Consider the following 25,763-nt stretch of genomic DNA (forward strand, 5'->3'; position numbering starts at 1 on the left):
GCATCATGGACCTGTCGTTCAATGCCGAGGAGCGCGCCTTCCAGGACGAGGTGCGCGGCTTCATTGCGAAAAACCTCACAGAGGAGATGAAGCGCGCAACCGCGCTGACGCCCTCGGTGTTCTCCGATCCTGACATCGGCAAGGCCTGGCAGCGCGCGCTGCACCGGCAGGGCTGGGGCGCGCCGGGCTGGCCGGTCGAATATGGCGGGCCGGACTGGACCCCGGCGCAGCGCTGGATCTTCGAGACCGAATGCGCACGCGCCGGCGTGCCGAACGTCAACGTGATGGGCGTGAAGATGGTCGGCCCCGTCATCATCGGCTTCGGCAGCCCCGAGCAGAAGAATTTTTATCTGCCGCGTATTCTCTCAGGTGACGATTATTGGTGCCAGGGCTATTCCGAGCCAGGCTCGGGCTCCGATCTGTCGTCACTGAAGACGCGCGCGGTGCGCGACGGCGACGACTACATCATCAACGGCACGAAAATCTGGACCACGCATGCCCACCACGCCAACCGCATGTTCGCGCTGGTGCGCACCAGCGACGGGCCGCGGCAGCAGGACGGCATCAGCTTCATCCTGATCGACATGAACACGCCGGGCATCACCACGCGCCCGATCCTCACCATCGGCGGCGACCACGAGGTCAACCAGGTGTTCTTCGACGACGTGCGCGTGCCCGTCGCCAACCGCGTCGGCGAGGAAGGCAAGGGCTGGACCTATGGCAAATATCTGCTCGAGTTCGAGCGCGGCTCCGGCATCGCCTCGGCGAAGCTGCGCGAGGGATTGAAGGCGATCGCGGACCTTGCCGAGTCCGATCTCACGGGCCGCGCGATCGACAGCCCTGACATCGCAACGCGCATCTCCGAGGTCGAGGTCGACATTGATGCGCTTGAAATGACCGAGCTGCGCGTGCTCTCGGCGCTGCAGACCGGACAAAATCCCGGCGCGGTGTCGTCGATCCTGAAGCTGCGCAACAGCGAAATCCGGCAAGCCGTGACGCGGTTAGGGGCCGACGTGATCGGTCACGACGCCCTCGCGGTGGAGCCGATGCGGCCGCTCTACAGGCTCAACCACGAGCCGCCGATCCCGGAGGAGATGCTGACGGTGATCCCGGAATATCTCAACGGGCGAGCGTATACGATCTTCGGCGGCACGTCGGAGATCCAGCGCGATATCATCGCGAAGATGATGCTGGGGATTTGAGGCCTGTAGCCCGGACGGAGCGAAGCGCAATAGGAGTTACGGCTCGCTCATCCGTCATTGCGAGGAGCGCTTGCGACGAAGCAATCCAGAATTTTCCGCGGAGAGAATCTGGATTACTTCGCTGCGCTCGCAAAGACGGTGCACCTGAAATATTAACCACCCGCCTTCGCGTCCCGGATCGCCTGCCAGATCTTCTGCGGCGTCAGCGGCGTGTTGAGCTGGGTGATGCCAAGCTCGGCGAGCGCATCCATCACGCCATTGGCGACGCAGGGCGGGCCGCCGATGGCGCCGGATTCGCCGCAGCCCTTGGCCCCGAGCGGATTGGTGCGGCAGGGCGCGGAATCGTCGAGCGTCACCACAATCGGCGGCACGTCGTCGGCGCGCGGGATGCAGTAGTCCTGGTAGCTCGCGGTGAGGAGCTGACCGTCGGCATCGTAGGACACGCCCTCATACAACGCCTGACCAATGCCTTGCACAACGCCGCCATGGATCTGCCCGGTGACCAGCATCGGGTTCACGGCAACGCCGACGTCGTCGACGGTGGTGTAGCGCACGACGCGGGAGACGCCGGTCTCGGGATCGATCTCGACCTCGCAGATATGCGTGCCGTTCGGCCAGCTCGGTCCGTCCACCTCGCCTTCGGAATCGACGCTGAGCTTGGCGCCGCTCTCCTTCTCGGCGAGATCGAACAGGCTGATGCGGCGGTCGGTGCCGACCACGGTGAGCATGCCGCCCTGATACTCGATGTCCTCGACCGAGGTCTCCAGCACGTTCGCGGCCTTCTCGCGCGCCTTCTGGATGAGGTCATTGGAGGAGACGGCCACGGCCGTGCCGCCGACGAACAGCGAACGGGAGCCGACGCTGCCAAAGCCCATGGCGAGATCAGTGTCGCCTTGGACGACGTCGATCTTGTCCATGGGAATGCCGAGGGTGTCGGAGATCATCTGGGTGTAGGTGGTCTGCAAGCCCTGCCCCATCGCCATGGTGCCGGAATGCAGCACGACGCGGCCTTGCGAGGTCGCGTGCAGGCTGACCTTCTCGGTATGCGCGCGCCCGCCAGTCCATTCGATATAGGAGGTGAGACCGCGACCGTAGAGCAGGCCCTTCTTCCTGGCCGCCTTCTTGCGCGCGGCAAAGCCGTCCCAGTCGGCGAGCTTCACGGCGCGGTCGAGCATGTGCGCAAAGGCGCCGGAGTCATAAATCTGGCCCGCGGCGTTCGTATAAGGCAGCTGCGCCGGCTTGATGTAGTTGGCCTTGCGGATCGCGCGCGGATCCATGCCGATCTTTCGCGCAGCCGCGTCGAACAGGCGCTCGACGATGAAGACGGCTTCGGGACGGCCCGCACCGCGATAGGCGCCGACGGGTGCGGTGTGGGTCATCACCGACTTCACCTCGAAATGCACCAGCGGCAGATCGTAGACGCCGGTCTGCACGAACGGCCCGAGCACCAGCGGGATGATGTTGGCCGCACCCGAGGAATAGGCGCCGGTGCAGCCGATCGACTTGACGCGATAGGCCAGCACCTTGCCCTTCTCATCCAGCGCGAAGGAAGCGGTCGAGGTGAGATCGCGGCCATGGGTGCCGCCGACGAACTCGTCGGTGCGGTCGCCGCGCCAGCGGATCTTCTTGTTCAGCTTGGTCGCGGCATAGGCGACGATGCCGTCCTCGGGATAGAGGTTGGTCTTCTGGCCGAAGCCGCCGCCGATGTCGCCGACCAGCACCCGCACGCTGTCCTTGGGACGCTTGAGCACGGCCTCCGCCAGCACGTCGCGAGTCGAGGCCGGTGTCTGCGACTGCACGTGCAGCAGGAGCCGTCCCGTCTTCTTGTCGACTTCGGCGATGGTCGAGCGCGGCTCCATTGCGGATGGAACGAGGCGTTGGCTGACGAGATCGAGCTCGACCGTGTGCGCCGCTTTGGCAAAAGCCTCGTCCACCTTGGCGGCATCGCCATAGCTCATCGCGCCGACGATGTTATCGGGCGCTTCCGGCCACACCACGGGCGCACCGGGCTTTACGGCCTCCACCGGGTCGACCACCGCAGGCAGCACGTCGTATTCGACCACGATCGCTTCGGCCGCGCTCTGCGCCTCCACGCGCGAGGCGGCCACGACGGCGGCAACCGCTTCGCCGGCGTAGCGCACGACTTCATGGGCCAGCAGCCGGCGCGGGGGCACCGTCATCGGCTTGCCGTCGGGACGTTTGAAAATGTTCAGCGTCGGAATGCTGCCGATGTCGTCCTTGACGAGCTCGGCGCCGGTATAGATCGCGGTGACGCCAGGCATCGACGCCGCGGCGCTGGTGTCAATCGAGACGATCTTCGCGTGCGCATGCGGCGAGCGCAGCACGTGCAACCACAACGCGCCGTCTGCCGGTTTGTCGTCGATGAATTGCCCCTTCCCGGTGAGCAGCCTAAGGTCTTCCAAACGCTTGACGGGCTGTCCCGCTCCGAAACGCAAATTGCCGGGAAGAATGTTCATTCCGTTATGTCCTTGAAATCCGGAAAACGACCGCGGCGGTTTTAGCCGATTTTGCAGTCGATACAACCGAGCCGCAGCACATCAGCATTGCGTGCCACGCCCCCATTGGCCGCGCAGATTGCCACGTCAGGAACGCTCGATGTCGATGATGCCTACATTCACGTCGCGGCTGTCCGAGCCCCGCTTGACAGTGAGGCGAATGGTCTTCCCGGCGCCGGCCTGCTCCAGCGCATCGGTCAAGTCGGAGAGGCGCCTCACCGGCTTGCCTTCGACCGCAGTGATGATGTCTCCGACCGCGCCAGTCGACAAGTTGACCCCGCGAATCCCCGCCCGCTCCGCAGGGCTGCCGGGGGCCGTCCGCACCACGATCACGCCTTGGACGCCAAGCCGCGTCGAAACATCCTCGCTGGCGGCCACGATGCCGATGCCGGGGGTCGGCACGCGACCGTTGCGGATGAGTTCGGGGACAATCCGGTTCACGACATCGACCGGCACCGCGAAGCCGATGCCGGCGTTCGAGCCGGACGGCGATATGATCGCCGTCGTGACGCCAATCAGGCGGCCTGCGGAATCCAGCAGCGGCCCGCCTGAATTGCCCGGGTTGATCGCGGCGTCAGTCTGGATGACGTTGGCAATCTCCCGGCCGCCATGGGTCGGAAGCCTGCGCTTGAGAGCACTGATGATGCCGCTGGTCATGGATTGATCCAGCCCGAAGGGATTGCCGATCGCAAAGGCGGATTGCCCGACCTTCAGATCGTTCGAACTGCCGAGAGCGACCGGCGGAGGGAGTTCGCGCACACTCCGGATTCGCAGGACCGCAAGATCGTAATTGGGAGCCGTACCGACCAGGTCAACCTGGGCCACCTCTCCCGACGCAAAGCGCACCGCCATCTCGCCGCCATTGGCCACGACATGATTGTTCGTCACAAGGTGCCCCTCGGCGTCCCAAACGAATCCCGTGCCGGAAGCGCCGCCCTGGCCCTCCTCACCCATGAGAGGACTAGCCGCCGATCTCACCGCTACCTGGACAACCGAAGGCGACACGCGCTCGAAGATGTCGATCGTGGCCTTTTCGGCCTCCGACAGCGGCCCGCGCTGCTCGACGGCTCGCGCGGCGGGAGTGGTCCACGGCGCATGCTGGATTTTCGCGGCAGTGACCACGAGCAGCAGAGCGGCCAGGGCTGCCGCGGCAATTCCGTAGCGACGATTCATGGGTGATCACCGCGGTGTACTGAAGACAATGCTCAGAATGCTCATGCCTGAGGTGGCGGATCTCGCTCACGCAGCAACGTCGCAAGCGCCTGGAAGTTTCCTGATCGAAGCAGATAGGAATAGGTCGGCTTGCGGCAGCATCTGGGGGCATATTGCCGCGTGACAATCGGGCTATGCCAGCTCCCGCAACGCCGCTTCCACGATCCTGCGCTGCTCGGCCGTCAGCGCGGCCTGCGGCGGCACAGGGTCGGCGACGTCGTAGCCCTGGATCGAAAGCCCCGCCTTGATGCAGGCGGCGAGATTAAAGCGGGCAAAGGCCTCGTTGATGCGCCACAGCCTGCGCTGAAGCTTCATGGCCTCCTCCCAGCGACCAGCCCTGCACAGTTCGTACAGCGCAACGCTCTGGCGCGGGATGATGCAGGCCGGGCCTGCCATCCAGCCGAGACCGCCGATCAGCATCACCGCGACCGGGATATGGGCGGAGGCCGAGAACACCCGCAAGCCATCGCCGCAGCGGTTGATGATGGAGAGCAGCCGGCCGGTGTTGGTCGAGGCGTCCTTGATGTAGCCGATGCGCGGATGCTCGGCGAGGCGCGCGATGACATCGAGGGTAAGGTCGGAGCGTTGGAATTGCGGATTGGTGTAGATCACGATGGGGATGTCCACGGCATCGGCGATGGCGCGGAAGTAGGATTCGACCTGGGCATCGGCGAGCGGGAAATACGCCTCCAAAATCGCCAGGATGCCGTCGGCACCGAGCTTCTGGTACGCTTTCGCCTGCGCCACCGCGTCCGCGATCGAGGTTGAAGCGACGCCCGCGACCACCGGCACGCGGCCCTTGGCCGCCTCGATCGTGGTCTGCACGATCGCCATGCGCTGCGCGGCATTGAGATAGGCGAACTCGCCGGTCGAGCCCAGCGGCGTCAGCCCGTGCACGCCGGCGGCGATTAGATCGTCGCAGAGCTTGCCGAGGACTTCGGTGCGCACCGTGCCACCGGCATCGACGGGCGAGACGAGATAGGGAAAGACACCGTGGAATTCGGACATGTCGGGCGTGGACCCCGGTCAATTGGTTTGCGCCTGAGGCGTATTACCAACGCCTGCGCCGGCGATCAAACCCTGAGAAGGCGCACCCGCGTGCCCCAGGGATCGACAGCCTCCAGGCCGTCCGCAAGCGCCCTGACCCGTGCGCCAACCTTGCGTAGGCGCTCCTCCTGGGCTGCGAGGATGTCGTGCTTCTCGGTCACCAGCGAGAACCAGGCAAGACCGGTCATTTGATCGTCGCGTTGGCCGGCACCCTGGCTCTGCCAGACATTCATGCCGAGGTGATGATGATAGCGGCCCGAAGACAGGAACGCGACACCGCTGCGGCGGCGGGTCGGGTCGAGGCCGATGCTGGCGTGATAGAAGCTCTCGGCCTGCGCGAGATCGCCGACGCGCAGATGCATGTGGCCGATGCGCAACCCTTCCGGCGCACCGGCATAGTCGGCCACGCGTGTATTGGTCAGCGACAGCAAGTCGGGGATGTTGAGCTCGTCGGTTGCCATCTTCACGCCGCCCTCGCTCCACTGCCATTGCGATGGATCGCGGTCGGCATAGACCTCGATGCCGTTACCTTCGGGATCGTCGAGATAGATGGATTCGCTGACAAGGTGATCGGCAAATCCCGACAGCGGCACGCGATGTGCGGCGGCATGCACCAGCCAACGCGCGAGATCCTTGCGCGTCGGCATCAGGAAGGCGGTGTGATAGAGGCCGGCGGCGTTGCGCGGCTCGATTGCGGCATTGGGACGGGCTTCCAGCACCAGCAGCGCGAGGCCGGCCGTGCCGAGCTTCGCGCCAGTCGCCGAGCGCTCCATCACGGTGAGCCCGATCACGTCGCGGTAGTAATCGGCGAGCTTGTCGAGGTTCTTCACCCGGAGCGTCACCATGCCGACCCGCATCGGCGTTCGGCTGGCATAGGTCGGGCCACCGCCCTGCGCATTGCCTTCGGCGCGCGCCGCGGCAGCCGCCGCCATTGCGAGAGAGGCCGCGCCGGCGAGCTGAAGCAGGGTGCGGCGGGTGAGATCGATGCTCATTCAGTCAGGGCTCGCGGAAATGGTTTGACGCCGTACAGCGCAATGTCGGGCCGGTTGCTACACGTTTCCGTGAGTGGGTCCCAATCACATGTTCGTCGGCCGGCACTGACGCTGCCCTGGCCACCCGGCCAGTTTCCGGATTGCCTGCGACATCCCAGATTGAGCACAGCTACAGGAGCCTGCCATGACCGACCCAACTCCTCTGTCTTCACTGTCGTCCGCGCTCGCGGACATGGTGGCGCGCACCGCACCGTCCGTCGTCTCCGTCTACTCGCATCGCTCCCGCGCGAGCGGCTTCGTGTGGAAGCCAGGCCTGATCGTCACGGCCGACGAGGCCCTCGCCGACGAGGGTGCGGTCGAGATCGGCCTTCCCGACGGCAGCCGAGTGGCCGCCGCTATCGCCGGTCGCGACCATACGACCGATATCGCGCTGCTGCGCACTGAGGCCGCGATTGCCCCGGTCAAGCTGACCACATCGGTCCCTGCGCTAGGCACGCTGTCGATCGTTGTCGCCACCAATCGCGATGCGCCGAGTGCGGCGCTCGGGATGGTATCGGCGTCCGGCAAGAGCTGGCGCTCCTTACGCGGCGGCGACATCGATGCACGGATCGAGCTCGACGTCCGCCTGCGCGGTAGCCAGCAGGGCGGCCTTGCGCTCGATGCATCGGGTGAAGCCTTCGGCATGGCCGTGCTCGGACCGCGGCGGGTGCTGGTGATCCCGACGGCGACGATCGAGCGCGTCGCGCCGCAGCTCGAGGCGCGCGGCCGCATCGCGCGCGGTTATCTCGGCGTCGGGCTGCAGCCGGTGCGGCTCGACGACGGTATCGGTGCGATGGTGATGAATGTCGATAAGACCGGGCCTTCGGCCGCGGCCGGCATCCGCCAGGGCGACGTGATCGTGGCGGTCAACGACCAGAAACTGTCCGGCGTGCGCGCGCTGTCGCGGACGCTGGGACCTTCCAGCGTCGGCGCGGTGGTCGATGTCGCAGTTCGCCGCGGCGGCGAGCCGGTCAGCTTCAAGGTCACGGTCGGCGAGAGGCCGGAGGCGTGAGCGAGGACAACGCGCCGGAGATCGTGCTCGCGCTGGAGATCGACGACCCAGCCCTCGCCGATCGGCTGGCCAAGCTGCTCGGCAACGTCGCCGGACTTCGCCTCGTCGCGCCTGGCGAAGCCGCCGCGGCGACGATTGTTGCCCGCGATCCGCGCATCATGCCCGGCGAGATCGCGCTGACCCAGCGCGAGCTCGACGTGCTGGCGCTGATGGCCGAGGGCGCCTCCAACAAGATGATCGCGCGCCAGCTCGGCATCTCCGTGCACACCGTGAAATTCCATGTCGGCTCGCTGCTCGACAAGCTGGATGCCACCGGCCGCACCGACGCGGTCGCGCATGCGGCGCGCCGCGGCGTGATCGAGCTGTGACACCACCAATTCACGTCGCTAGTGCCGCCTTGAAGCTGAGCTGGACGGTGAGGCCCGGCGCATTGTCATGCAGCGCGATCTCGGCGCCATGGAGGCGCGCGACTGCGGCAACGAGACTGAGACCGAGGCCATTGCCCGGCGTATAGCGGCTCTGCTCGAGCCGGTAGAAGCGCTTGAACACGTAATCGCGTTCCTCCGCGGGAATGCCCGGGCCGTCGTCGGCGATCGCGATCACCGCGCCGCCATCGGCGCTGCGGCAGGTGACGGTCACCTGCCCGCCTTTGCGGCCGTGCTTGATCGCGTTGTCGACGAGATTGGCGATGGCATCGAACAAGAGGTCGCGGTCGCCGGTCACCGGCACCTCGCGGTCGCTGGCGAGACTGAGCTTTGTGGCGACCTGCTCGGCGGCGGCATCGTAGAGCTCGACGACCTCGCCGGCGATCTCGGCGAGGTCGAGCCCGCGGAAGGCGCCGGTGCGGGCCCGGGTCTCGATCTCCGATATCCGGGTGATGGAAGCGAACATGCCGAGCACGGCGTCGAGATCGGCGATGGTGTCGCCGATCAGCGCCGCATCCGCCTCGCTGTTGCGCGGGGTGTGATAGGCCTTTTCCAGCCGTCCGCGCATGCGCGTCAGCGGGGTGCGCAGATCGTGGGCGACGTTGTCGCTGACCTGTTTGACCTCCCCCATCAGCGTCTCGATGCGGTCGAGCATTTGGTTGAGGTTTTCCGCGACGCGGTCCCATTCGTCGTTGCTGCCGCGCAGGGGAATGCGCTGGTCGAGGCCGGCGAGCATGATGGCGCGGCTGGTGGCGTTGATTTGCTCGATCCGCCCGACCGTGCGCCGCGTCACCAGCACGGCCGCGAGCCCGGAGAGCACCAGAAGCAGCACGGCGACCGCAGCGATCGCGAGCTCGATCATGCGCGCGAAGGCATCGTGATCGCCGGCCTCGCCGAGCCGGCTCTGCACATAGGCGAGCGTGCCGAAATAGACGTAAGCCATGATCGCCGCGACGATCAGCCCGAACGCCGCGATCGCGATCAGCGCGAGGCGGAAGGTCGAGGAGCGGAGCGTCTTAGCCAGGAGCACGGAGGCAATATCCGATGCCGCGGATGGTGTGGATCAGCGGATAGGCTTGGGCATCGTCGACCTTGCGGCGAACGCGCCCGACATAGACGTCGATGATGTTGGTGGAGGGATCGAAATGCAGGTCCCAGACGTGCTGGAGCAGCATTGCGCGGGAGACGACGCGGCCCTCGTTACGAACGAGATATTCAAGCAGCTGGAATTCGCGCGGCAGCAGCGGGATCTTGCGGCCGCGGCGACTGGCGCTGCGTGCGATCAGGTCGACGGCGAGATCGCCGACCCGCAGCAGCGTCTCCTTGGCGATGGTCTCGCTGCGGCGGCCAAGCGCCTCCAGCCGTGCGAGTAGCTCGACGAACGAGAACGGCTTGACGAGATAATCGTCGCCGCCGGCGCGCAGGCCGCGCACGCGATCATCCACCTCGCCAAGCGCGGAAATGATCAGGAACGGCGCAGCGATGCCGTCGTCGCGCAATTGGCGCATCACGGTGATGCCGTCGATATCGGGCAGCATGCGGTCGATAGTGATCACGGCATAGTCGCGCGCGCCGCCCTGGTGAAGCGCTTCGCGGCCCGTGCCGGCAAGATCGACCTCGTAACCGGAGGTCGTCAGTTCCTCGACGAGCTGGCCTGCAGTCTCCGGATCGTCCTCGACGACCAGGATGCGGCGGTGACCTCCGGTCATGACGAACTCCGCGCGACGATCGCCACCAGACTATCCCGTTCCGGGGCTGAGCGGAACTGCCCGGTGGCGACCGCGACAATGGTGCGGTCCGGCGATGCTAGTACCAATAGTCTCCGCACACATTGACCCATCGCCAGCCATAGGGCGTCCAGCTCCTGCGCCAGCAGCCGTCGTCGTAATAGCTGGCGTAGATGAAGGGCGCGCCAAAGAAGGCGAACCGGTGGAAGCGATGATGATGATGGAAGAACGCATGCCGGCCGATGAAAGGCCTGCCGTGCCAGCCCGTGCCGGCAAACCGCGGTCCAAAGGCGGCACGGGTCGCGAGCGGAGCAGCGGCAAAGCGCGGCCCGATGGCGGCGCGGGCGGCCATTGGCGAACCGGCGAAGCGCGCGCCACCGAAATGAGCGCCGCCCATGCCGCCCACTCGCATGCCCCCGCCACCCATGCCGCCACCACCGACATGCATGCCGCCACCCCCGAAGTGGCCACCGCCGCCAAACCCGCCATGTCCGCCACCGCCGGCGCGGGCAAGAACGGGCGACGCGACCGCCAGCGTCGCGGCAACTGCCGCTGCGGCGAGGCCTGTGAGAAGCCTGTGTTTCATCGGAAAATCCTCCCTACAGTGCGGTGGTCACACAGCCGCACTCGAAGGTTCAGAAGAGGAGAACGCGCCGTCTCCTTCAACTTACAAATGCGCCAGATTCTGACGCGCGTGTTAGGGAGGCGGGCCACCGCTCTCTCCTCGTCAGTTGCAAGCAGCTCTTGCGACGAAGCAAATCCAGACTGTCCAGTGGAGGCAGTCTGGATTGCTTCGCTACGCTCGCAATGACGACGCGATAGAACTCGCTATCCGCGGAGCAGATCGCCTCTCCCCGATGGGCGAGGAGAGACTCACACCCGCTTGCCGCCGTTCTTCTCGGCTGCACGTCGCAACGCCTCCGCAAGCGCGCCGCCGCCGGAGGATTCCTGCTTGCGCGGCGCCGACGAGGTCATGCGCGCGCTGTTGCGCGAATTGTTGTCGCGCTGCATGCCGGGCGCGTCCTTCTTGGCGCCGATCTCGTCATCCAGCCGCAGCGTCAGCGAGATGCGCTTGCGGGCGACCTCGAAGTCCAGCACCTTCACCTTGACGATGTCGCCGGGCTTCACCACCTCGCGCGGATCCTTGATGTAGGTCTTGGACATCGCCGAGATGTGCACGAGGCCATCCTGGTGCACGCCGATGTCGACGAAGGCCCCGAAGGCGGCGACGTTGGTCACTGTGCCCTCGAGGATCATGCCCTTCTTGAGATCCTTGATCTCCTCGACGCCTTCCTTGAACACCGCGGCCTTGAACGCCGGGCGCGGGTCGCGACCGGGCTTTTCGAGCTCGCGCAGAATGTCGGTGACGGTCGGCAGACCGAAGGTCTCGTCGACGAAATCCTTCGGCTTCAGCGTGCGCACGATCTCGCTGCTGCCGATCAGCGCCTTGATGTCGCTCTTGGTCGCCGCGAGAATCCGGCGCACCACCGGATAGGCTTCCGGATGCACGCCAGAGGCGTCGAGCGGATCCTCGCCGCCGACGATGCGCAGGAAGCCCGCACACTGCTCGAATGCCTTCGGCCCGAGCCGCGGCACGTCCTTGAGCGCCTTGCGCGATTTGAACGGGCCGTTGACGTCACGGTGCGCCACGATGCTCTGCGCAAGACCTGTGCCGACGCCCGACACGCGGGCCAGTAGCGGTGCGGACGCAGTGTTGACATCGACGCCGACGGCGTTCACGCAATCTTCGACCACGGCATCGAGCGATTTGGCGAGCTTGGCCTGGCCGAGGTCGTGCTGGTACTGGCCAACGCCGATCGCCTTGGGCTCGATCTTGACAAGCTCGGCGAGCGGGTCCTGGAGCCGCCGCGCGATCGAGACCGCACCGCGTAAGGTGACGTCGAGATCAGGCAATTCCTCCGAGGCGAAAGCCGAGGCCGAATAGACCGACGCGCCCGCTTCGGACACGACGATCTTGGTCATCTTCAGTTCGGGCAGGCCTTTGACGAGGTCTGCCGCGAGCTTGTCGGTCTCGCGCGAGGCGGTGCCGTTGCCGATCGCGATCAGCTCGACGCGATGCTTCAGCGCGAGCCTGCCGAGGGTCGCCAGCGACTCGTTCCATTGCCGCTGCGGCTCGTGCGGGTAGATTGCGGTGGTGTCGACCACCTTGCCGGTCGCATCGACCACCGCGACCTTGACGCCGGTGCGGTAGCCGGGATCGAGCCCCATGGTGACGCGGGTGCCGGCGGGCGCGGCGAGCAGGAGGTCGCGCAGGTTCGAGGCGAACACCCGGACGGCCTCGGTCTCGGCCGAATTCCACAACCGCATGCGCAGATCGATGTTGAGATGCACCTGGATCTTGGTGCGCCAAGCCCAGCGCACGGTGTCGATCAGCCAGCGGTCGCCGGGGCGCTTCAGGTCGGCGATGCCGAACCGCTTCATGATCTTCAGCTCATAGGCGCTCGGCACGCCCGGCGGCGGCGCCTCGGCCTCGGCCTGGATCTGGAGGTCGAGGATCTCTTCCTTCTCGCCGCGGAACATCGCCAGGATGCGGTGCGACGGCAGCTTCGTCAGCGGCTCGGAGAAATCGAAATAATCGGCGAACTTCTCGCCCTCGGTCTTCTTGCCGTTGCGCACCTTGGAGACCATGCGCGCATTGGTCCACATCTCCTCGCGCAGAGCGCCGATCAGATCGGCGTCCTCGTCGAAACGTTCGACCAGGATGGCGCGGGCGCCGTCGAGCGCGGCAGCGGCATCGGCAACGCCCTTCTCGGCGTCGACAAAGGCTTCGGCCACGGCCTTGGGATCATTGCCAGGCTCTGCCATCAGCTGATTGGCGAGCGGCTCGAGGCCGGCTTCCTTGGCGATCTCGGCCTTGGTGCGGCGCTTCGGCTTGAACGGCAGATAGATGTCTTCGAGGCGCGCCTTGCTGTCGGCGGCAAGAATGCTGGCTTCGAGAGCCGCGTCGAGCTTGCCCTGCTCGCGGACCGATTCGAGGATGGCCTTGCGGCGGTCTTCAAGTTCACGCAGGTAAACCAGGCGCTCCTCCAGGGTGCGCAATTGCGCGTCGTCGAGCGCACCGGTCGCTTCCTTGCGGTAGCGGGCGATGAAGGGAACCGTGGCGCCGCCGTCGAGCAGCGTCACCGCTGACTCGACCTGCTCGGCACGAACCCCAAGCTCCTGCGCAATTTTCTGGTTGATATTTGCCACGCGAGAATTCCTCTATCCTAGCAACGGCGGCGAACCACCGGCCACGGGACGCCGCTTATGAACCAACCGGGGTTGATTCATCAAGGTGCAGCGGACGGCCGTCGACAGAGGATTTTTTATTGAACCGATGCGATCTCGCCACATTCGTGGAGATGGCGAAGACGGCGCACAAATTCCGCTGTCGTCCTGGCAGAGACCAGGACTCACCGCTAGTCTGTCGATCACGGCCGGAAGCAATACCGAACGACGAATCTTCGCCAAATTGCTCCCTGGGGTAATGGGTCCTGGCTTTCGCCAGGACGACGACGGGGATTGACAGGCGCCAAGCTTGGACGACTGTTTTGTCTGCCGGACCACCGAACCCCCAAAGAGAAGTGCAATGCAGACGACATCGGTCGACGCCATCAGGATCGCCACCAAGGGCCCCGGCGACGTGTCCGGCCTCATCAGTATGATCAGCTCAGGCGCGATCGATCCAAGCGAAATCCTCGCAATCCTCGGCAAGACCGAGGGCAATGGCGGAGTCAACGATTTCACGCGGGAATATGCTGTGGCCGCGTTGTGCGCGGCGCTTGCGCCGCGGCTCGGCCTGTCTCCAGAGGAGGTCGAGCAGCGCATCGCCTTCGTGATGTCGGGCGGCACCGAAGGCGTGCTCAGCCCGCATATCACGGTGTTTACGCGGCGCGACGTCGAGGGGCGGCCGGCGGGCATGTCCGGCAAGCGCCTGAGCATCGGCATGGCACACACCCGTGATTTCCTCCCCGAGGAGTTCGGCCACTCGGCACAGATCACCGAGACGGCGAAAGCCGTGAAGGCGGCAATGGCGGATGCCGGCATCACTGACTCTGCCGACGTTCATTTCGTGCAGATCAAGTGTCCACTGCTCACCAGCGATCGCGTCGAAGCGGCCAACGCTCGCGGCAGCAAGACGGCGACGACCAGCGCCTATGGCTCGATGGCCTATTCGCGCGGCGCCTCCGCGCTCGGCGTCGCAGTCGCGCTCGGCGAGATAGCGCCTGACGTCGGCGACGAGGACGTGCTGCGGCGCGATGATCTGTTCTCGTCCGTTGCCTCCACTTCGGCCGGAATCGAGTTGATGCACAACGTCGTCATCGTGCTCGGCAACTCCTTGTCTTCAGCAAGCGCGTTCGAGATCGGGCATGCCGTGATGACCGACGCGATCGATGCCCCGGCGGTGGTATCGGCGCTGAACAGCGTCGGGCTCGGCGTGGCGCCGCAGGCAAAGACGGGTCGCGAACTGGTCAATATCTTCGCCAAGGCGGAGGCTTCACCGAGCGGCAGCGTGCGCGGCTTTCGCCACACCATGCTGGAAGACACCGACATCAGCGCCACCCGCCACGCCCGCGCTGCGGTCGGCGGCCTGATTGCGGGACTTGCCGGCACCGGCGCCATCTACATCTCCGGCGGGGCCGAGCATCAGGGACCGCCGGGCGGCGGGCCGGTTGCAGTGATCGCGCGACTGTCGGATTGAGACGATCGGCAGCTCTGCGCCTCCACCTCTCCGCCCCATGCAACCCTGCCCCCCGCGCCGGCTCAGTTGATTCACGAAGATCCTTGCGAAAGGAAAGGTAGCGCCGCATCAAGAGGATTTTGCCGACATGACTTTGCCGATGAGCTGGAATGAATGGGCGCAGCACGACGGCGTGGCGCTGGCCGCGCGCGTCCGCAACGGCGAGCTGACGGCGAAGGAACTGGCGCGGCAGGCCGCGGCGGGCGTCGCCAAGGTCAATCCGGCGCTGTCGGGCGTGGTCGAGCTGTTCGAGGACGTGATCGCCGATCCCGCCAAGGACGGCGCCAACCTCTCCGGCCCGTTCGCCGGCCTGCCTTTCCTGATGAAGGATCTGGGACCGACCATGAAGGGCCGCCTCCAGGAGATGGGTTCGCTCCTGATGCGCGGCAATCGCGCGGACGCCGATACCTTCCTGACCGGCAAATTCCGCCAGGCTGGCCTCAACCTGATCGGACGTACCACGACGCCGGAATTCGGCGTCTGCAGCTCGGCCGACAATCCCGCCGTCTATGTCACGCGCAATCCCTGGAATACCGACTACACCACTTGCGGCTCGTCGGCCGGCAGCGCCGCGATGGTCGCGGCCGGCGTGGTGCCGATCGCGCATGCAACCGACGGCGGCGGCTCGATCCGCATTCCCGCGGGCGTCAACGGCAATATCGGGCTCAAAGTATCGCGTGGCGTGTTCTCGCTCGCACCGCACATGTCCGATCTCACCGGCCTCGTCTCGATCCAGGGCTGCCAGTCGCGCAGTGTGCGCGACACTGCCACCTTTGTCGATCATGCAAGGGGACCTGCCCCCGGCGAGTTCATGCCGTTCTGGACCACGGCGCAGCCTTATTCCGAGATGATCAAGCGCGATCCCGGCAAGCTCCGGATCGCGCTATCGCACACCTGGGGCGATTACACCGCAACGTCGCACATCGCCACCGAGCTGGAGAAGACCGGCCGCTTCCTCGAAGGGCTCGGCCATCACGTCGACTATGCGCTGCCCGAGCTCGATTTCCGCGCTGCGTTCGCGGCGCAGACCACCTGCTACATCTCGAACTTTGCGGTGGTGATCTCCAACATGCTCGCCGCGCGCGGGCTGGAGAAGCCGCCGGAAGATCTGATCGAACCCATGAACATCCGCATCTGGGAAGCCGGCCGACACACGAGCTTCGCCGAGCGCGCGAAGATGCAAGGCGTATTCAACACGGCCTCCCGCGGCTTCGGCGCTTTCTTCGAGCAGTGGGACGTGATCCTGACGCCGGTCACCGCGCTGCCGACGCCGAAGGTCGGCACAAAGGAATATCTCACGATCTCCGACAATCCCGACGTGCTCGACTGGTTCGGCAATCTCTGGCGCAATTTCGCCTTCACGCCGCTCGCCAATCTCTGCGGCATCCCGGCGATCTCGCTGCCAATGGCGACCCACGAGCACGGCCTGCCGCTCGGCATCCAGGCGATCGCCAAGCAGGCCAATGACGGGCTCTTGCTGCAACTCGCCGCCCAGATCGAGCGCGCGCTCGACGGCAAGTGGAACGGCGGCAAGAAGCCGAAGGTGCATGTGGGCTGAGTGCCGCCGCAAGGAAGCTGGCGACGGATTCCTCGCGGCCCATCCTTCGAGACGCCTGCCGTTGGCGGGCCCTCAAGATGAGGTCATCCTCGCAGCGCGATCTTTGACCCTCATTTTGACCCTCATGGTGAGGAGCGCCGCCTTACGGCGCGTCTCGAACCATGAAGGCCCTGCAATGGCGCGACTGCCATCAATTCTTCACTGCCGGAATCTCCTCCGTCGGCTGCTGCTGGCCCTGCTTGTACATCGTCAGCGCCTTGTCGAGCGCCTCGCGCAGGGCAAGCGCCGCGGCCACGCTGCAACGCAGGTGCGCGGTCTGGACCACGTCGACCCTGACTGCGGCGCCGACCGGCATCAGGAGATTCGCGGCAAGCTCGATCTGGATCGCGCCGTTATGATGGCCGAAGCATGAGGCGCCGTCGAAATAGATGATCGGCGCCCGCTCCGAGCTGGAGGTCGAAATGGTGACGGGCCCCTGGGCGGTCGAGGGTGTTTCGGGGTCGGTCATGGGCGCTCCTTGCGGATAGGTCGAACGAACGAAGCACCCACCATCGTCGCTTCGGCCGCCTCTGTCGAGACCAAACCGGCCTTGCAGGACCGTGCGAAGGTTACATGCGGGGTTTTGCGCAATGCGCGGCACTGGTCTAGAACGTCGCTATGTCTTGCTCATCGACCACGCTTCCCTTCGAGGAACTCGCCGAGGCCATCAAGGGCCGGCGCTCCGATTACGGCCATATCAGCGGGCTCCAGCTCGACCGCTTCGCGCCCGGTGAGGCCTGGTCCAGCCTGCCTTACCGTCCCGTCTTCGTCGGCGACACCGAGACCGGCGTTCTGCATGGCGGTGTCGTCACCGCGATGCTGGACGAGAGCTGCGGCATGGCGGTGCAGCTCGCGCTCGACGGCACGCGCGCGATCGCAACGCTCGACCTGCGGATCGACTATCAGAAGCCGGCAACGCCGGGCCTCGATATCAAGGCGCATTCCGTCTGCTACCGCACCACACGCTCGATCGCCTTCGTCCGCTCCACCGCCTATCAGGAGTCCGAAGACGATCCGGTCGCGACCGCGACCGCCTGCTTCATGATCGGCGCCAACCGCACCAACATGCTCGCGGACCGGAGAATGGATTCGCGCAGCATTCCGACGCTGGAGGCGCCCGAGGATCCGGATGGCCCGTTCGCGAATAGCCCGTTCGCGCGCTGCCTCGGCATTCGCGTCAACGGAGACGCCACGCTGACGATGCCGTTCTCGCCGAAGATCATCGGCAATCCGATCCTGCCCGCGATCCATGGCGGCATGACCGGCGCTTTTCTCGAAACCACCGCGATCGTCGGCGTGGCGCGCGAGCTCGGCACTGCGGCGCCACCCAAACCGATCGGCCTCACCGTCAACTATCTGCGCTCCGGCCGGGCGCTCGACACCTTCGCCGACGTATCAATTGTGAAGCAGGGGCGGCGCATCGTCGCCTTCGAGGCGCGGGCCTGGCAGGACGATCCGGACAAGCCGATCGCCACGGCCTTCGGTCATTTCATGTTGCGGCCAACGCCCGGAAGTGACGAGGAATAGGCGTATTTCACTTGACGGGCGGGGCGCAGGACACAACGATAGCGCGTTCCCGCGAGAGGTATTGGGTTGCGGCATCCGCTCGACATCGTCGCCATGTTCGCCGCACTCTGGCTGCTGGCATCGATGGTGCTCGACGCGCTGACGCCGAAGGAGCTGACGGCGGTGATGATCGCCATTGCGATCGGGCCTGCCATCGTCATCACTGCCGTGTTCTATTATCTGCGCTGCCCACGGACGGATTTCGCGGTGATGTTCGCGGCGCTCTGGCTGATTTCGGACGTTGCCATTGCCTTCATCTCGCCGAAGGCGCTGCCGCATTTGCTGATCGTGCTCGGCTTCGTGCCGGCGCTGCTGATCGGCACCGTGCTGCACTGGCAGCGCTTCCAGCACCGCCACGAGCGGCTACCGGTGCCGTCAGCCAAGCGCAGTTAACGCGGCAGCAGATTCGTCTTCGCAAGGTCCAGCACCTCGTCGCCACGACCGTTCATCACGGCGCGCAGCACCCAGAGGCTGAAGCCCTTGAGCTGCTCGGGCGTGATGGTCGGCGGCATCGACAGCTCCTGCTTGGCGGTGACTACGTCGAGCAGTGCCGGCCCGTTATGAGCCAGCATCTCCTTCATCGCGCCGGGCAGCTCGCCGGGGTCTTCGACGCGTTGGGCAAAGATACCCATCGCGCGCGCCATCGCCGCGAAATCCGGGTTCTCCAGATCGACATTGGTATCGACGAACCCCGCGGCCTTCATCTCCAGCGCGACGAAGCCGAGCACGCCGTTGTTGAAGACGACTACCTTCACCGGCAGCTTCATCTGCGTCAGGGTGATCAGATCGCCCATCAGCATGGTGAAGCCGCCGTCGCCCGACAGTGAGATCACCTGGCGGCCGGGTTGGGAAGCCTGCGCGCCGATCGCCTGCGGCATGGCATTGGCCATCGAGCCGTGCACGAAGGAGCCGATCAGCCGACGGCGGCCGTTCATGTCGAGATAGCGCGCGGCCCACACCGTGGGCGTGCCGACGTCGGCGGTGAACACGGCATCGTCGGACGCATGGTCGCTGATGACTTTTGCCAGATATTGCGGATGGATCGGCTTGGCTCCCGGCGTCCCCCTGGCGAGCTGGTCGAGACCCTCGCGCGCCTTCTTGTAGTGCGCGAGGGCATCGTCGAGATGCCTGCGCTGCGTCTTGGTCTTCAAGAGCGGCAGCAGCGCCTCGATGGTCAGCCGGACATCGCCGACGAGGCCGAGATCGATCTTGCAGCGCCGGCCGAGATTTTCGGGGCGGATGTCGATCTGCGCGACCTGGCAGTCGGTCGGGAAGAACTGCTTGTAGGGGAAATCGGTGCCGAGCATCACCAGCGCGTCGCAGGCGTGCATGGCCGCGTAGCCCGAGGAAAAGCCGATGAAGCCGGTCATTCCGACGTCGTAGGGATTGTCGTATTCGACATGCTCCTTACCACCGAGCGCGTGCACGATCGGGCTCTTGAGCGTTTCGGCAAACTGCATCAGCGGCGCATGCGCGCCGGCGCAGCCACGACCGCAGAACAAGGTGATGCGTTCGGCACCGTTCAAGAGATCCGCGAGCGCTTGCAACTCACCCGTCTGTGGCACGACCTTCGGCGCTGCCGGCGTAAGCCCGCGCGTCGTCGACTGCGCGCGCTTCGGCGGGCTGCGAAAAGCGACATCGCCGGGCATGGCGACGACGGCGACACCGCGCAGGCCGACCGCCGCACGGATCGCATTCTCCAGCACGTAAGGAAGCTGGCTAGGGTCGGAGACCAGCTCGCAATAATGGCTGCATTCGCGGAACAGGCTTTGCGGATGCGTTTCCTGGAAATAGCCGCCGCCGATCTCGGCCGAGGGGATCTGCGCCGCGATTGCCAGCACCGGAACGCGACTGCGATGCGCGTCGAACAGGCCGTTGATCAGATGCAGATTGCCGGGGCCGCAGGAGCCGGCGCACACCGCAAGGCTTCCCGTCATCTCGGCTTCGCCGGCGGCGGCAAACGCCGCGACCTCTTCGTGCCGGACATGGATCCAGTCGATGGTGCCGCGGCGGCGCAGCGCCTCGGTGAGGCCGTTCAGGCTATCGCCGACGATGCCATAGATGCGCTTGACGCCGGCCTGTTCGAGCGTCGCCACGAACAGATCGGCTATGTTGTTGATCGCCATGTCGGTCTCCTGAACTCGCTGGTGCAGCAAGATAGGATAACGCAGGACCGTGACGGCATCACGGCTTGTTTATTGGCGGCTCAGGCTTGCGCAATCGCCCGATCGTACGCCGCGATCGTCAACTTTGCGCGAGCGGCAACGTCCGTCGCCGTCATGCCGGGCTTGTAGAGGCTTGAGCCGAGCCCGAACGCCGTCACGCCGCCCTTGATGTATTCGGCAAAATTCTGGTCGGAGACACCGCCGACAGCGGCGATCATCACGCCGGCCGGCAGCACGGCGCGGATCGCGGCGATGCCGGACGCGCCGAGCACGCTCGCCGGAAAGAACTTCAGGCTCGATGCGTCGGCGCGCGCCGCCAGAAGCGCTTCGGTCGGCGAGAACACGCCGGGCATCGTCACCATGCCGTGCTGATGCGCGCGCGCCAGCACTCCGGTATCGACATTCGGCGAGACCATCAGCTTGCCGCCGACGTCGTTGAGACGATCGACGTCTGCGGCCGTCAGCACAGTGCCGGCGCCGATCAACACGCCGGCGGGCGCGAGCTTCGCGGCGGTCCCGATCGAGCGGAACGGATCTGGCGAGTTCAGCGGGATCTCGATCGCGGTCATGCCAGCCTCGATCAGCACGCCGACGATCGCCTCGGTTTCCTCCGGTTTGACGCCGCGCAGGATCGCGACCAGCGGACGCTTCATCGGCGGAAAGGCAACGCTCATTTCAAGATTCCTCTCATTTCATCCAGATCGCGGCGGCCGCCATCGAAAGACCGCGGCGAACGGCTTCATCGGCGTCAATCGGCTGCACGGTGACTGCTAACGCCTCGAAGGCGAGCCGATACAGCGTCGCGAGCCGGCCGGAGGCAATCAGCGTGACGCCGGCTTTCGGGACGGCGCCCGAAAGGCCCGCTGCGAGCTCAACGCCAATGAGGGTACCCGATACCGTTTCGCGCGCCGCGGCCGGCGTGCCGCCGAACAGGAGCTGCCGCGAGCGCGCGGTGAACAGAAGATTGGCGGCGAAGGCCGGCGCCTTGAATGCAGCAACCACCGCCGCCTTGAAGCTTGCGACGTCCTCGGCGTCATCGGCTCCGACGACCGCGAGCGACAGGATCGTCTCGCGCGAGACGACACTGAAGAGCTCGCCGGTCATGAAGGTCGAGAAGTGCTCGACAATGCCACCCTTCACGCGGACCCATTTCGAATGCGTGCCGGGCATGCAGACCAGCGCCTCGCCGGCGGCATCGAGTCCGAGCGCGCCGAGCAATTGCGTCTCCTCGCCGCGCATCACGTCCGGCGTGTTTGCATCGCGCTGCGCGATGCCCGGCAGGATGCGGATGTCGCGCAGCTCGCCCGGTACGAGCGCAGCCTGCTTCAGGATGGCGGCAAGTGGCGCCGGCGTGTCGACATAGCCGGTCTCGACCCAGCCCGTCTTGGCGCCGGCCATGCCGCAGACGAGAACCGGCAGATGATCCGGCGCTTCGACGGCTGCAAGATGCGATTGCAGCACGGCAGGGAAGCCGGTCTTGGCCGCAGCCAGCATGCCCTCGCCGCTGCGGCGTTCCGCCAGCACCTGACCGGCACGATCGATCAGCCAGAGCCGAAAGCTGCTGGTGCCCCAGTCCACCGCGGCGTAGGCGGGTTCGGTCATTCGAAACTGTCCTCGTCTTGCAGCTAAGACGTCGTCTCGCGACAATGAGACGACATGTTGCAAGTCTGTGCCGAGATACCGGCGATTGCGAGGGCAAACCAGCCCTTTCTCATCGATTTGAAGCCCCGCCGCGCTGGCACACCGCTTGCTGAAGCTTCGCCACTCAACTCCGTCAACGCGCAACAAGACGCGTCAACATCAGATGAGGAAACCCATGGAGATCGGCTATTTCACGATGCCCTCGCATCCGCCGGAGTGCGGCCTGAAGGAAGGGAACGACTGGGACCTGCAGGTCATGCGCTGGCTCGACGAGCTCGGTTATCAGGAGGCCTGGGTCGGCGAGCACCACACCGCGCCCTGGGAACCCAACCCGACGCCGGATCTTCTAATCGCACAGGCGCTGATGCAGACCAAGAATCTTCGCATCGGACCGGGCGGCTTCCTGCTGCCCTACCATCACCCGGCCGAGCTCGCCAATCGCGTCGCGATGCTCGATCATCTCTCCGAGGGCCGTCTCAATTTCGGCGTCGCGGCGAGCGGCCTGCCGAGCGACTGGGCGATGTTCAACGTCGACGGCATGAGCGGGCAGAACCGCGACATGACCCGCGAGGCGCTGGAGATCATCCTGAAGCTGTGGACCGAGCCGGCGCCCTTCACCCACAAGGGCAAGTTCTGGACGGTGACCAAGCCTGACACGATGTTCGACTTCCTCAAGCCTCACATCAAGCCGTTCCAGGCGCCGCATCCGCCGATCGGCGTCGCCGGGCTTTCCAAGAATTCGGACACGCTAAAACTGGCGGGCGAGCGCGGATTCATTCCGATGAGCCTCAACCTCAACCCGGCCTATGTCTCGAGCCATTGGGATTCGGTCGAGATCGGCGCCGCCAAGACCGGACGCAAACCGAACCGACAGGACTGGCGGCTGGTGCGAGAAGTGTTCGTTGCCGATACCGACGAGGAAGCCTGGAAGCTCTCGACCGGCGACATGATGGGCCGGATGATGAGCGAATACTTCCTGCCGCTGCTCGGCCATTTCGGCTTCAAGGACTACCTCAAGCACGCGCCTGACGTGCCCGACAGCGACGTCACCGTCGAATATTGCGCCAAGCGGAACTGGATCGTCGGCTCGCCGGCGACCGTCGCCGAGAAGATCGAGAAGATCTACGACGAGGTCGGCGGCTTCGGCGTCCTCCTGGTGTTCGGCTTCGACTACAAGCACAAGGCCGAAGCCTGGCATCATTCGCTGTCGCTGCTGAAAAACGAGGTGATGCCGCGCCTGACGCATCTCGGCTCGGCGCGCAAGGCGGCTTGACCCGGTATGGGTGCGGCGCGATCGTGCCGCACCCACCCAATCTCGGAGATTTCCGCGTGACGGTCGACGCCAAGGATTTCAAGCAGGCGATGCGCCAATGCGCCGGCGCGGTTGCGCTGGTGACGGTCGGCGCCCAGCACGGCAAACGCACCGGACTGACCGTGACGTCGGCCTGCTCGCTCTCTGACAATCCGCCGTCGCTGATCGTCTGCGTCAACCGTAGCGCCAGCGCACACGGGCGCATCCGCGAGGAAGGCGCATTTGCAATCAACTTCCTGCACGAGGATCACGCCCTGCTGGCGCTGACTTTCAGCGGCCAGAAAGGCGTCAACGGCGACGACCGCTTCGCTTTCGGACAATGGACGCGAGGCAAGACCGGCGCGCCGGTGCTGACGGACGCGGTCGCGGCTTTCGACTGCGTGCTGGCGCAGGAGTTCGAGACGAAGACGCATTCGATCTTCATCGGCGAGGTGCGCGGCGTGTCGCATGCGGATGCCGCCAAGCCGCTGGTCTATCTGCGCGGTAATTTTCACAGGCCGCAGGAGATCCGCGAGGGCGTGACGATTGGCGACATCGATGCACGGCATCTGAGCTGGACGGATTTTTCGTGACGGCGGCAGTGGCGGTGTGCTCTCTCGCCCCGCTCGCGGGAGCGGCTCGTTTTCTCGACACTACTGCGTCGTCTCGATCTTCAGCAGCTTGATCTTGCGATAGAGCGTCGCGCGGCTGAGCTTCAGCGCGCGTGCTGCCTCGGTGACGCGACCACCCTGCCTGCGCAGCGCCTCGACGATCGTGGCGCGCTCGGCCGCTTCGAGATCCGGCTCCGCCTTTCCGAACCGCGGCAAATCGAGATCGGCATCGGTGATGACACCGTCCTCCGCGGTGCAGCCGGCAAGCCGCAGCACGTGGCGGAGTTGGCGCATGTTGCCGGGGAACGGATAGGCCACGAGCTGCGACCAGGCTTCATCCGAGACTCGGCAGTTCGGCGCCTCCTCGCGTGCGATCTGCCGAATGACGTCGTCGCGGTCGGCGCGCTCACGCAACGCCGGCAATCGCACCTCCATGCCGCGCAGGCGGAAATAGAGGTCGGCGCGGAAGGCGCCCTCCTCGGCCATGCGGCCGAGATCGCGGTGGGTGGCGCTGATCAGGCGGATGTCGACGGCGACAGGCTTGAGCGCGCCGAGCGGCCAGACCTCGCGGTTTTCCAGCACGCGCAGCAAGCGGGTCTGGAGCGCGATCGGCATGTCGCCGATCTCGTCCAGGAACAGCGTGCCGCCATCGGCCTGCACGATCAGGCCTTTCGAGCCGTCGCGCCGCGCGCCGGTGAAGGCGCCGGCCTCGTAGCCGAACAGCTCGGCGTCGATCAGGCTCTCCGGCATCGCCGCGCAGTTCAGCGCGACATAATTGTTGCGCGCGCGGTTGCTGGCCGCATGAATGGCGCGCGCGAACACGTCCTTGCCGACGCCGGTCTCGCCATGCAGCAGCACCGGCAGATTGTGGTCACTGACGCGCTTGAGCCGTTTCACGCTTCTGATCAGTCCGGGGTCGCCACCGGCGAGCCGGTGCAGCGCGACGAAGCGATCGACGGAGCCGTCGCCGCGCGGGGCCGGCCGACGCGCCCTCGCACGCAACGGCGGCGCGACACGGCCCCGGCCTAACGGACTGCCGTCGGCCCGGCGCAGCTCGACGATCTCGTCCGCGCCGCGCGCTGCGTGACGAACGAACCTGACATAGCGTGATAGATCGATGCCGGACGCGATCATGCCGTCGGTCAGGCCCAGCAGCGCACGCGCCGAACGGCAGGCGCCGACGATGCGCCGATCATCGTCATAGGCGAGCAGGCCGCGGCCGCCGTCTCCAGGCACGGTCGCAACCCAGGCGTCGCGGAAATGACCGCGGAAGATCGCGTCCTCCATTCGCCGCGCCGCAGCCATCGTCACCGCGAGCGCAAGCTGATGCGCGGCGCGGCTGAGGTCATCACGACACGACGTGATGTTGACGGCGCCAGCAATGCGACCCGCTTGGTCGAACAAGGGCGTCACCGCGCAGGAGAAGATGCTCCACTGCTCGCGAAAATGCTCGTCCCGATGCACCAGGATCGGTTTCTGCTCCGCAAGGCAGGTGCCGAGTCCGTTGGTGCCTTCGAAGGCCTCCGAAAAATTGGAGCCGGTGTAGACCTTCCAGCGCAGGAAGATGTCGGCGTCGGCCTCGCCCGGCAACCGGCTTAACAGCATGGTCGCGCTCGCGTCCGCGAGATTGACGCAATAGCCGGCCTCGCGCAGCACCGTGGCGAGATCGTCGAGCTCGGGCGTTGCGAGCCTGATCGTCTCCTCCATCGGCTCGGCAACGTGACGGATCTCGGCTTCGGTCAGCGTCTGCGGCGGCCCGCGGCGGGCGGGATCGAGCTTGTGATTGACCAGGCAGCGCCGCCAGGAATTGGCAATCCGCGAAGAGGCATCGACGTCGGCCACGTGATTGGCGACGGACAAGACACGGGCGACATGGTTCGAGGCCGAAAGGCTGGCCATCGCGGACGTCTCCACCCTGTATTATTGTGCAAAGTCTGGCACTGCGGGCGGGGATGTCAATCGGGAACCGGGAACGTACG

The 25,763-nt window shown here is 65.7% G+C and carries 22 protein-coding genes; 9 read left to right on the plus strand and 13 right to left on the minus strand.

The genetic code is table 11. The features are described from left to right. Positions 1-5: 5 nt before the first annotated feature. Positions 6-1,202, plus strand: a complete 1,197-nt coding sequence (locus IVB01_RS33205; protein ID WP_247277428.1) for an acyl-CoA dehydrogenase family protein — start codon at positions 6-8, stop codon at positions 1,200-1,202. 152 nt (positions 1,203-1,354) lie between these two features. Here IVB01_RS33205 and IVB01_RS33210 read toward each other — a convergent pair whose 3' ends face one another. The 4 genes from IVB01_RS33210 to IVB01_RS33225 all read right to left on the minus strand — a co-directional run bounded on the left by IVB01_RS33210 (position 1,355) and on the right by IVB01_RS33225 (position 6,969). After that, on the minus strand, positions 1,355-3,679 hold the full coding sequence (locus IVB01_RS33210) for a xanthine dehydrogenase family protein molybdopterin-binding subunit (protein ID WP_247277429.1): 2,325 nt from the start codon (positions 3,677-3,679) through the stop codon (positions 1,355-1,357). 126 nt (positions 3,680-3,805) lie between these two features. Next, positions 3,806-4,891 carry a trypsin-like peptidase domain-containing protein gene (locus IVB01_RS33215; RefSeq protein WP_247459108.1) on the minus strand — a complete coding sequence of 362 codons (1,086 nt, stop codon included), beginning with the start codon at positions 4,889-4,891 and terminating at the stop codon, positions 3,806-3,808. Positions 4,892-5,062: 171 nt separating this feature from the next. Further along, positions 5,063-5,938: a dihydrodipicolinate synthase family protein gene (locus IVB01_RS33220; RefSeq protein WP_247277431.1), complete on the minus strand. Its 876-nt coding sequence runs from the start codon at positions 5,936-5,938 to the stop codon at positions 5,063-5,065. A gap of 65 nt (positions 5,939-6,003) precedes the next feature. Then, positions 6,004-6,969 (minus strand): VOC family protein, encoded by a 966-nt coding sequence (locus IVB01_RS33225; RefSeq protein ID WP_247277432.1) that lies wholly within the window; start codon positions 6,967-6,969, stop codon positions 6,004-6,006. A 184-nt stretch (positions 6,970-7,153) separates the two neighbouring features. Here IVB01_RS33225 and IVB01_RS33230 point away from each other — a divergent pair, with 184 nt between their 5' ends. Both IVB01_RS33230 and IVB01_RS33235 read left to right on the plus strand, forming a co-directional pair. Then, a complete protein-coding gene (locus tag IVB01_RS33230; protein ID WP_247277433.1) occupies positions 7,154-8,020 on the plus strand; it encodes a S1C family serine protease in 867 nt (288 codons plus the stop codon). Next, positions 8,017-8,388 carry a helix-turn-helix transcriptional regulator gene (locus tag IVB01_RS33235; protein WP_247495199.1) on the plus strand — a complete coding sequence of 124 codons (372 nt, stop codon included), beginning with the start codon at positions 8,017-8,019 and terminating at the stop codon, positions 8,386-8,388. The genes IVB01_RS33230 and IVB01_RS33235 overlap by 4 nt, the downstream gene beginning before the upstream one ends. Positions 8,389-8,398: 10 nt before the next feature. Here the strand turns inward: IVB01_RS33235 and IVB01_RS33240 are convergent, their stop codons facing one another. The 4 genes from IVB01_RS33240 to IVB01_RS33255 form a co-directional block, all read right to left on the minus strand. Next, positions 8,399-9,475, minus strand: coding sequence for a HAMP domain-containing sensor histidine kinase (locus IVB01_RS33240; RefSeq protein ID WP_247495200.1), 1,077 nt, complete (start codon positions 9,473-9,475; stop codon positions 8,399-8,401). Continuing rightward, the gene (locus IVB01_RS33245) at positions 9,462-10,154 is read right to left on the minus strand and encodes a response regulator transcription factor (RefSeq protein WP_247277436.1); all 693 of its coding nucleotides are present in this window, start codon (positions 10,152-10,154) and stop codon (positions 9,462-9,464) included. The genes IVB01_RS33240 and IVB01_RS33245 overlap by 14 nt, the downstream gene beginning before the upstream one ends. 97 nt (positions 10,155-10,251) lie before the next feature. Beyond that, positions 10,252-10,758 (minus strand): hypothetical protein, encoded by a 507-nt coding sequence (locus IVB01_RS33250; RefSeq protein ID WP_247277437.1) that lies wholly within the window; start codon positions 10,756-10,758, stop codon positions 10,252-10,254. A gap of 287 nt (positions 10,759-11,045) precedes the next feature. Further along, the gene (locus IVB01_RS33255) at positions 11,046-13,382 is read right to left on the minus strand and encodes a Tex family protein (protein ID WP_247277438.1); all 2,337 of its coding nucleotides are present in this window, start codon (positions 13,380-13,382) and stop codon (positions 11,046-11,048) included. A 379-nt stretch (positions 13,383-13,761) separates the two neighbouring features. Here IVB01_RS33255 and IVB01_RS33260 point away from each other — a divergent pair, with 379 nt between their 5' ends. Then, positions 13,762-14,874 carry a ring-opening amidohydrolase gene (locus IVB01_RS33260; protein ID WP_247277439.1) on the plus strand — a complete coding sequence of 371 codons (1,113 nt, stop codon included), beginning with the start codon at positions 13,762-13,764 and terminating at the stop codon, positions 14,872-14,874. 127 nt (positions 14,875-15,001) lie between these two features. Continuing rightward, positions 15,002-16,471, plus strand: coding sequence for an amidase (locus IVB01_RS33265; protein WP_247277440.1), 1,470 nt, complete (start codon positions 15,002-15,004; stop codon positions 16,469-16,471). A 190-nt stretch (positions 16,472-16,661) separates the two neighbouring features. Here the strand turns inward: IVB01_RS33265 and IVB01_RS33270 are convergent, their stop codons facing one another. Continuing rightward, positions 16,662-16,979: a hypothetical protein gene (locus IVB01_RS33270; protein ID WP_247277441.1), complete on the minus strand. Its 318-nt coding sequence runs from the start codon at positions 16,977-16,979 to the stop codon at positions 16,662-16,664. 149 nt (positions 16,980-17,128) lie between these two features. Here IVB01_RS33270 and IVB01_RS33275 point away from each other — a divergent pair, with 149 nt between their 5' ends. After that, complete coding sequence (locus tag IVB01_RS33275) at positions 17,129-18,037, plus strand: PaaI family thioesterase (protein WP_247277442.1); 909 nt, start codon at positions 17,129-17,131, stop codon at positions 18,035-18,037. 66 nt (positions 18,038-18,103) lie between these two features. Then, the gene (locus IVB01_RS33280) at positions 18,104-18,469 is read left to right on the plus strand and encodes a hypothetical protein (protein WP_247277443.1); all 366 of its coding nucleotides are present in this window, start codon (positions 18,104-18,106) and stop codon (positions 18,467-18,469) included. Here IVB01_RS33280 and poxB read toward each other — a convergent pair. From poxB to IVB01_RS33295, 3 genes are all read right to left on the minus strand, one after another. Beyond that, on the minus strand, positions 18,466-20,202 hold the full coding sequence (gene poxB / locus IVB01_RS33285) for a ubiquinone-dependent pyruvate dehydrogenase (RefSeq protein ID WP_247277444.1): 1,737 nt from the start codon (positions 20,200-20,202) through the stop codon (positions 18,466-18,468). The two genes, IVB01_RS33280 and poxB, sit on opposite strands and share 4 nt — an antisense overlap. 80 nt (positions 20,203-20,282) lie before the next feature. Continuing rightward, on the minus strand, positions 20,283-20,915 hold the full coding sequence (locus IVB01_RS33290) for a 2-dehydro-3-deoxy-6-phosphogalactonate aldolase (protein ID WP_247277445.1): 633 nt from the start codon (positions 20,913-20,915) through the stop codon (positions 20,283-20,285). A gap of 13 nt (positions 20,916-20,928) precedes the next feature. Beyond that, positions 20,929-21,843 (minus strand): 2-dehydro-3-deoxygalactonokinase, encoded by a 915-nt coding sequence (locus IVB01_RS33295; RefSeq protein ID WP_247277446.1) that lies wholly within the window; start codon positions 21,841-21,843, stop codon positions 20,929-20,931. A gap of 214 nt (positions 21,844-22,057) precedes the next feature. On the opposite strand from IVB01_RS33295, the gene IVB01_RS33300 reads away from it, so the two are divergent. Together IVB01_RS33300 and IVB01_RS33305 are read left to right on the plus strand one after the other, a co-directional pair. Further along, on the plus strand, positions 22,058-23,155 hold the full coding sequence (locus IVB01_RS33300) for an LLM class flavin-dependent oxidoreductase (protein WP_247414941.1): 1,098 nt from the start codon (positions 22,058-22,060) through the stop codon (positions 23,153-23,155). Positions 23,156-23,211: 56 nt separating this feature from the next. Continuing rightward, complete coding sequence (locus IVB01_RS33305; protein WP_247414943.1) at positions 23,212-23,766, plus strand: flavin reductase family protein; 555 nt, start codon at positions 23,212-23,214, stop codon at positions 23,764-23,766. Positions 23,767-23,826: 60 nt separating this feature from the next. On the opposite strand, the gene IVB01_RS33310 is transcribed toward IVB01_RS33305, so the two are convergent. Then, entirely contained in the window at positions 23,827-25,683 is a 1,857-nt protein-coding gene (locus IVB01_RS33310) for a sigma-54-dependent Fis family transcriptional regulator (RefSeq protein WP_247414945.1), read from the minus strand. Positions 25,684-25,763 lie beyond the last annotated feature (80 nt).

This window comes from Bradyrhizobium sp. 164 (genome assembly GCF_023073715.1).
Lineage (GTDB): Bacteria > Pseudomonadota > Alphaproteobacteria > Rhizobiales > Xanthobacteraceae > Bradyrhizobium.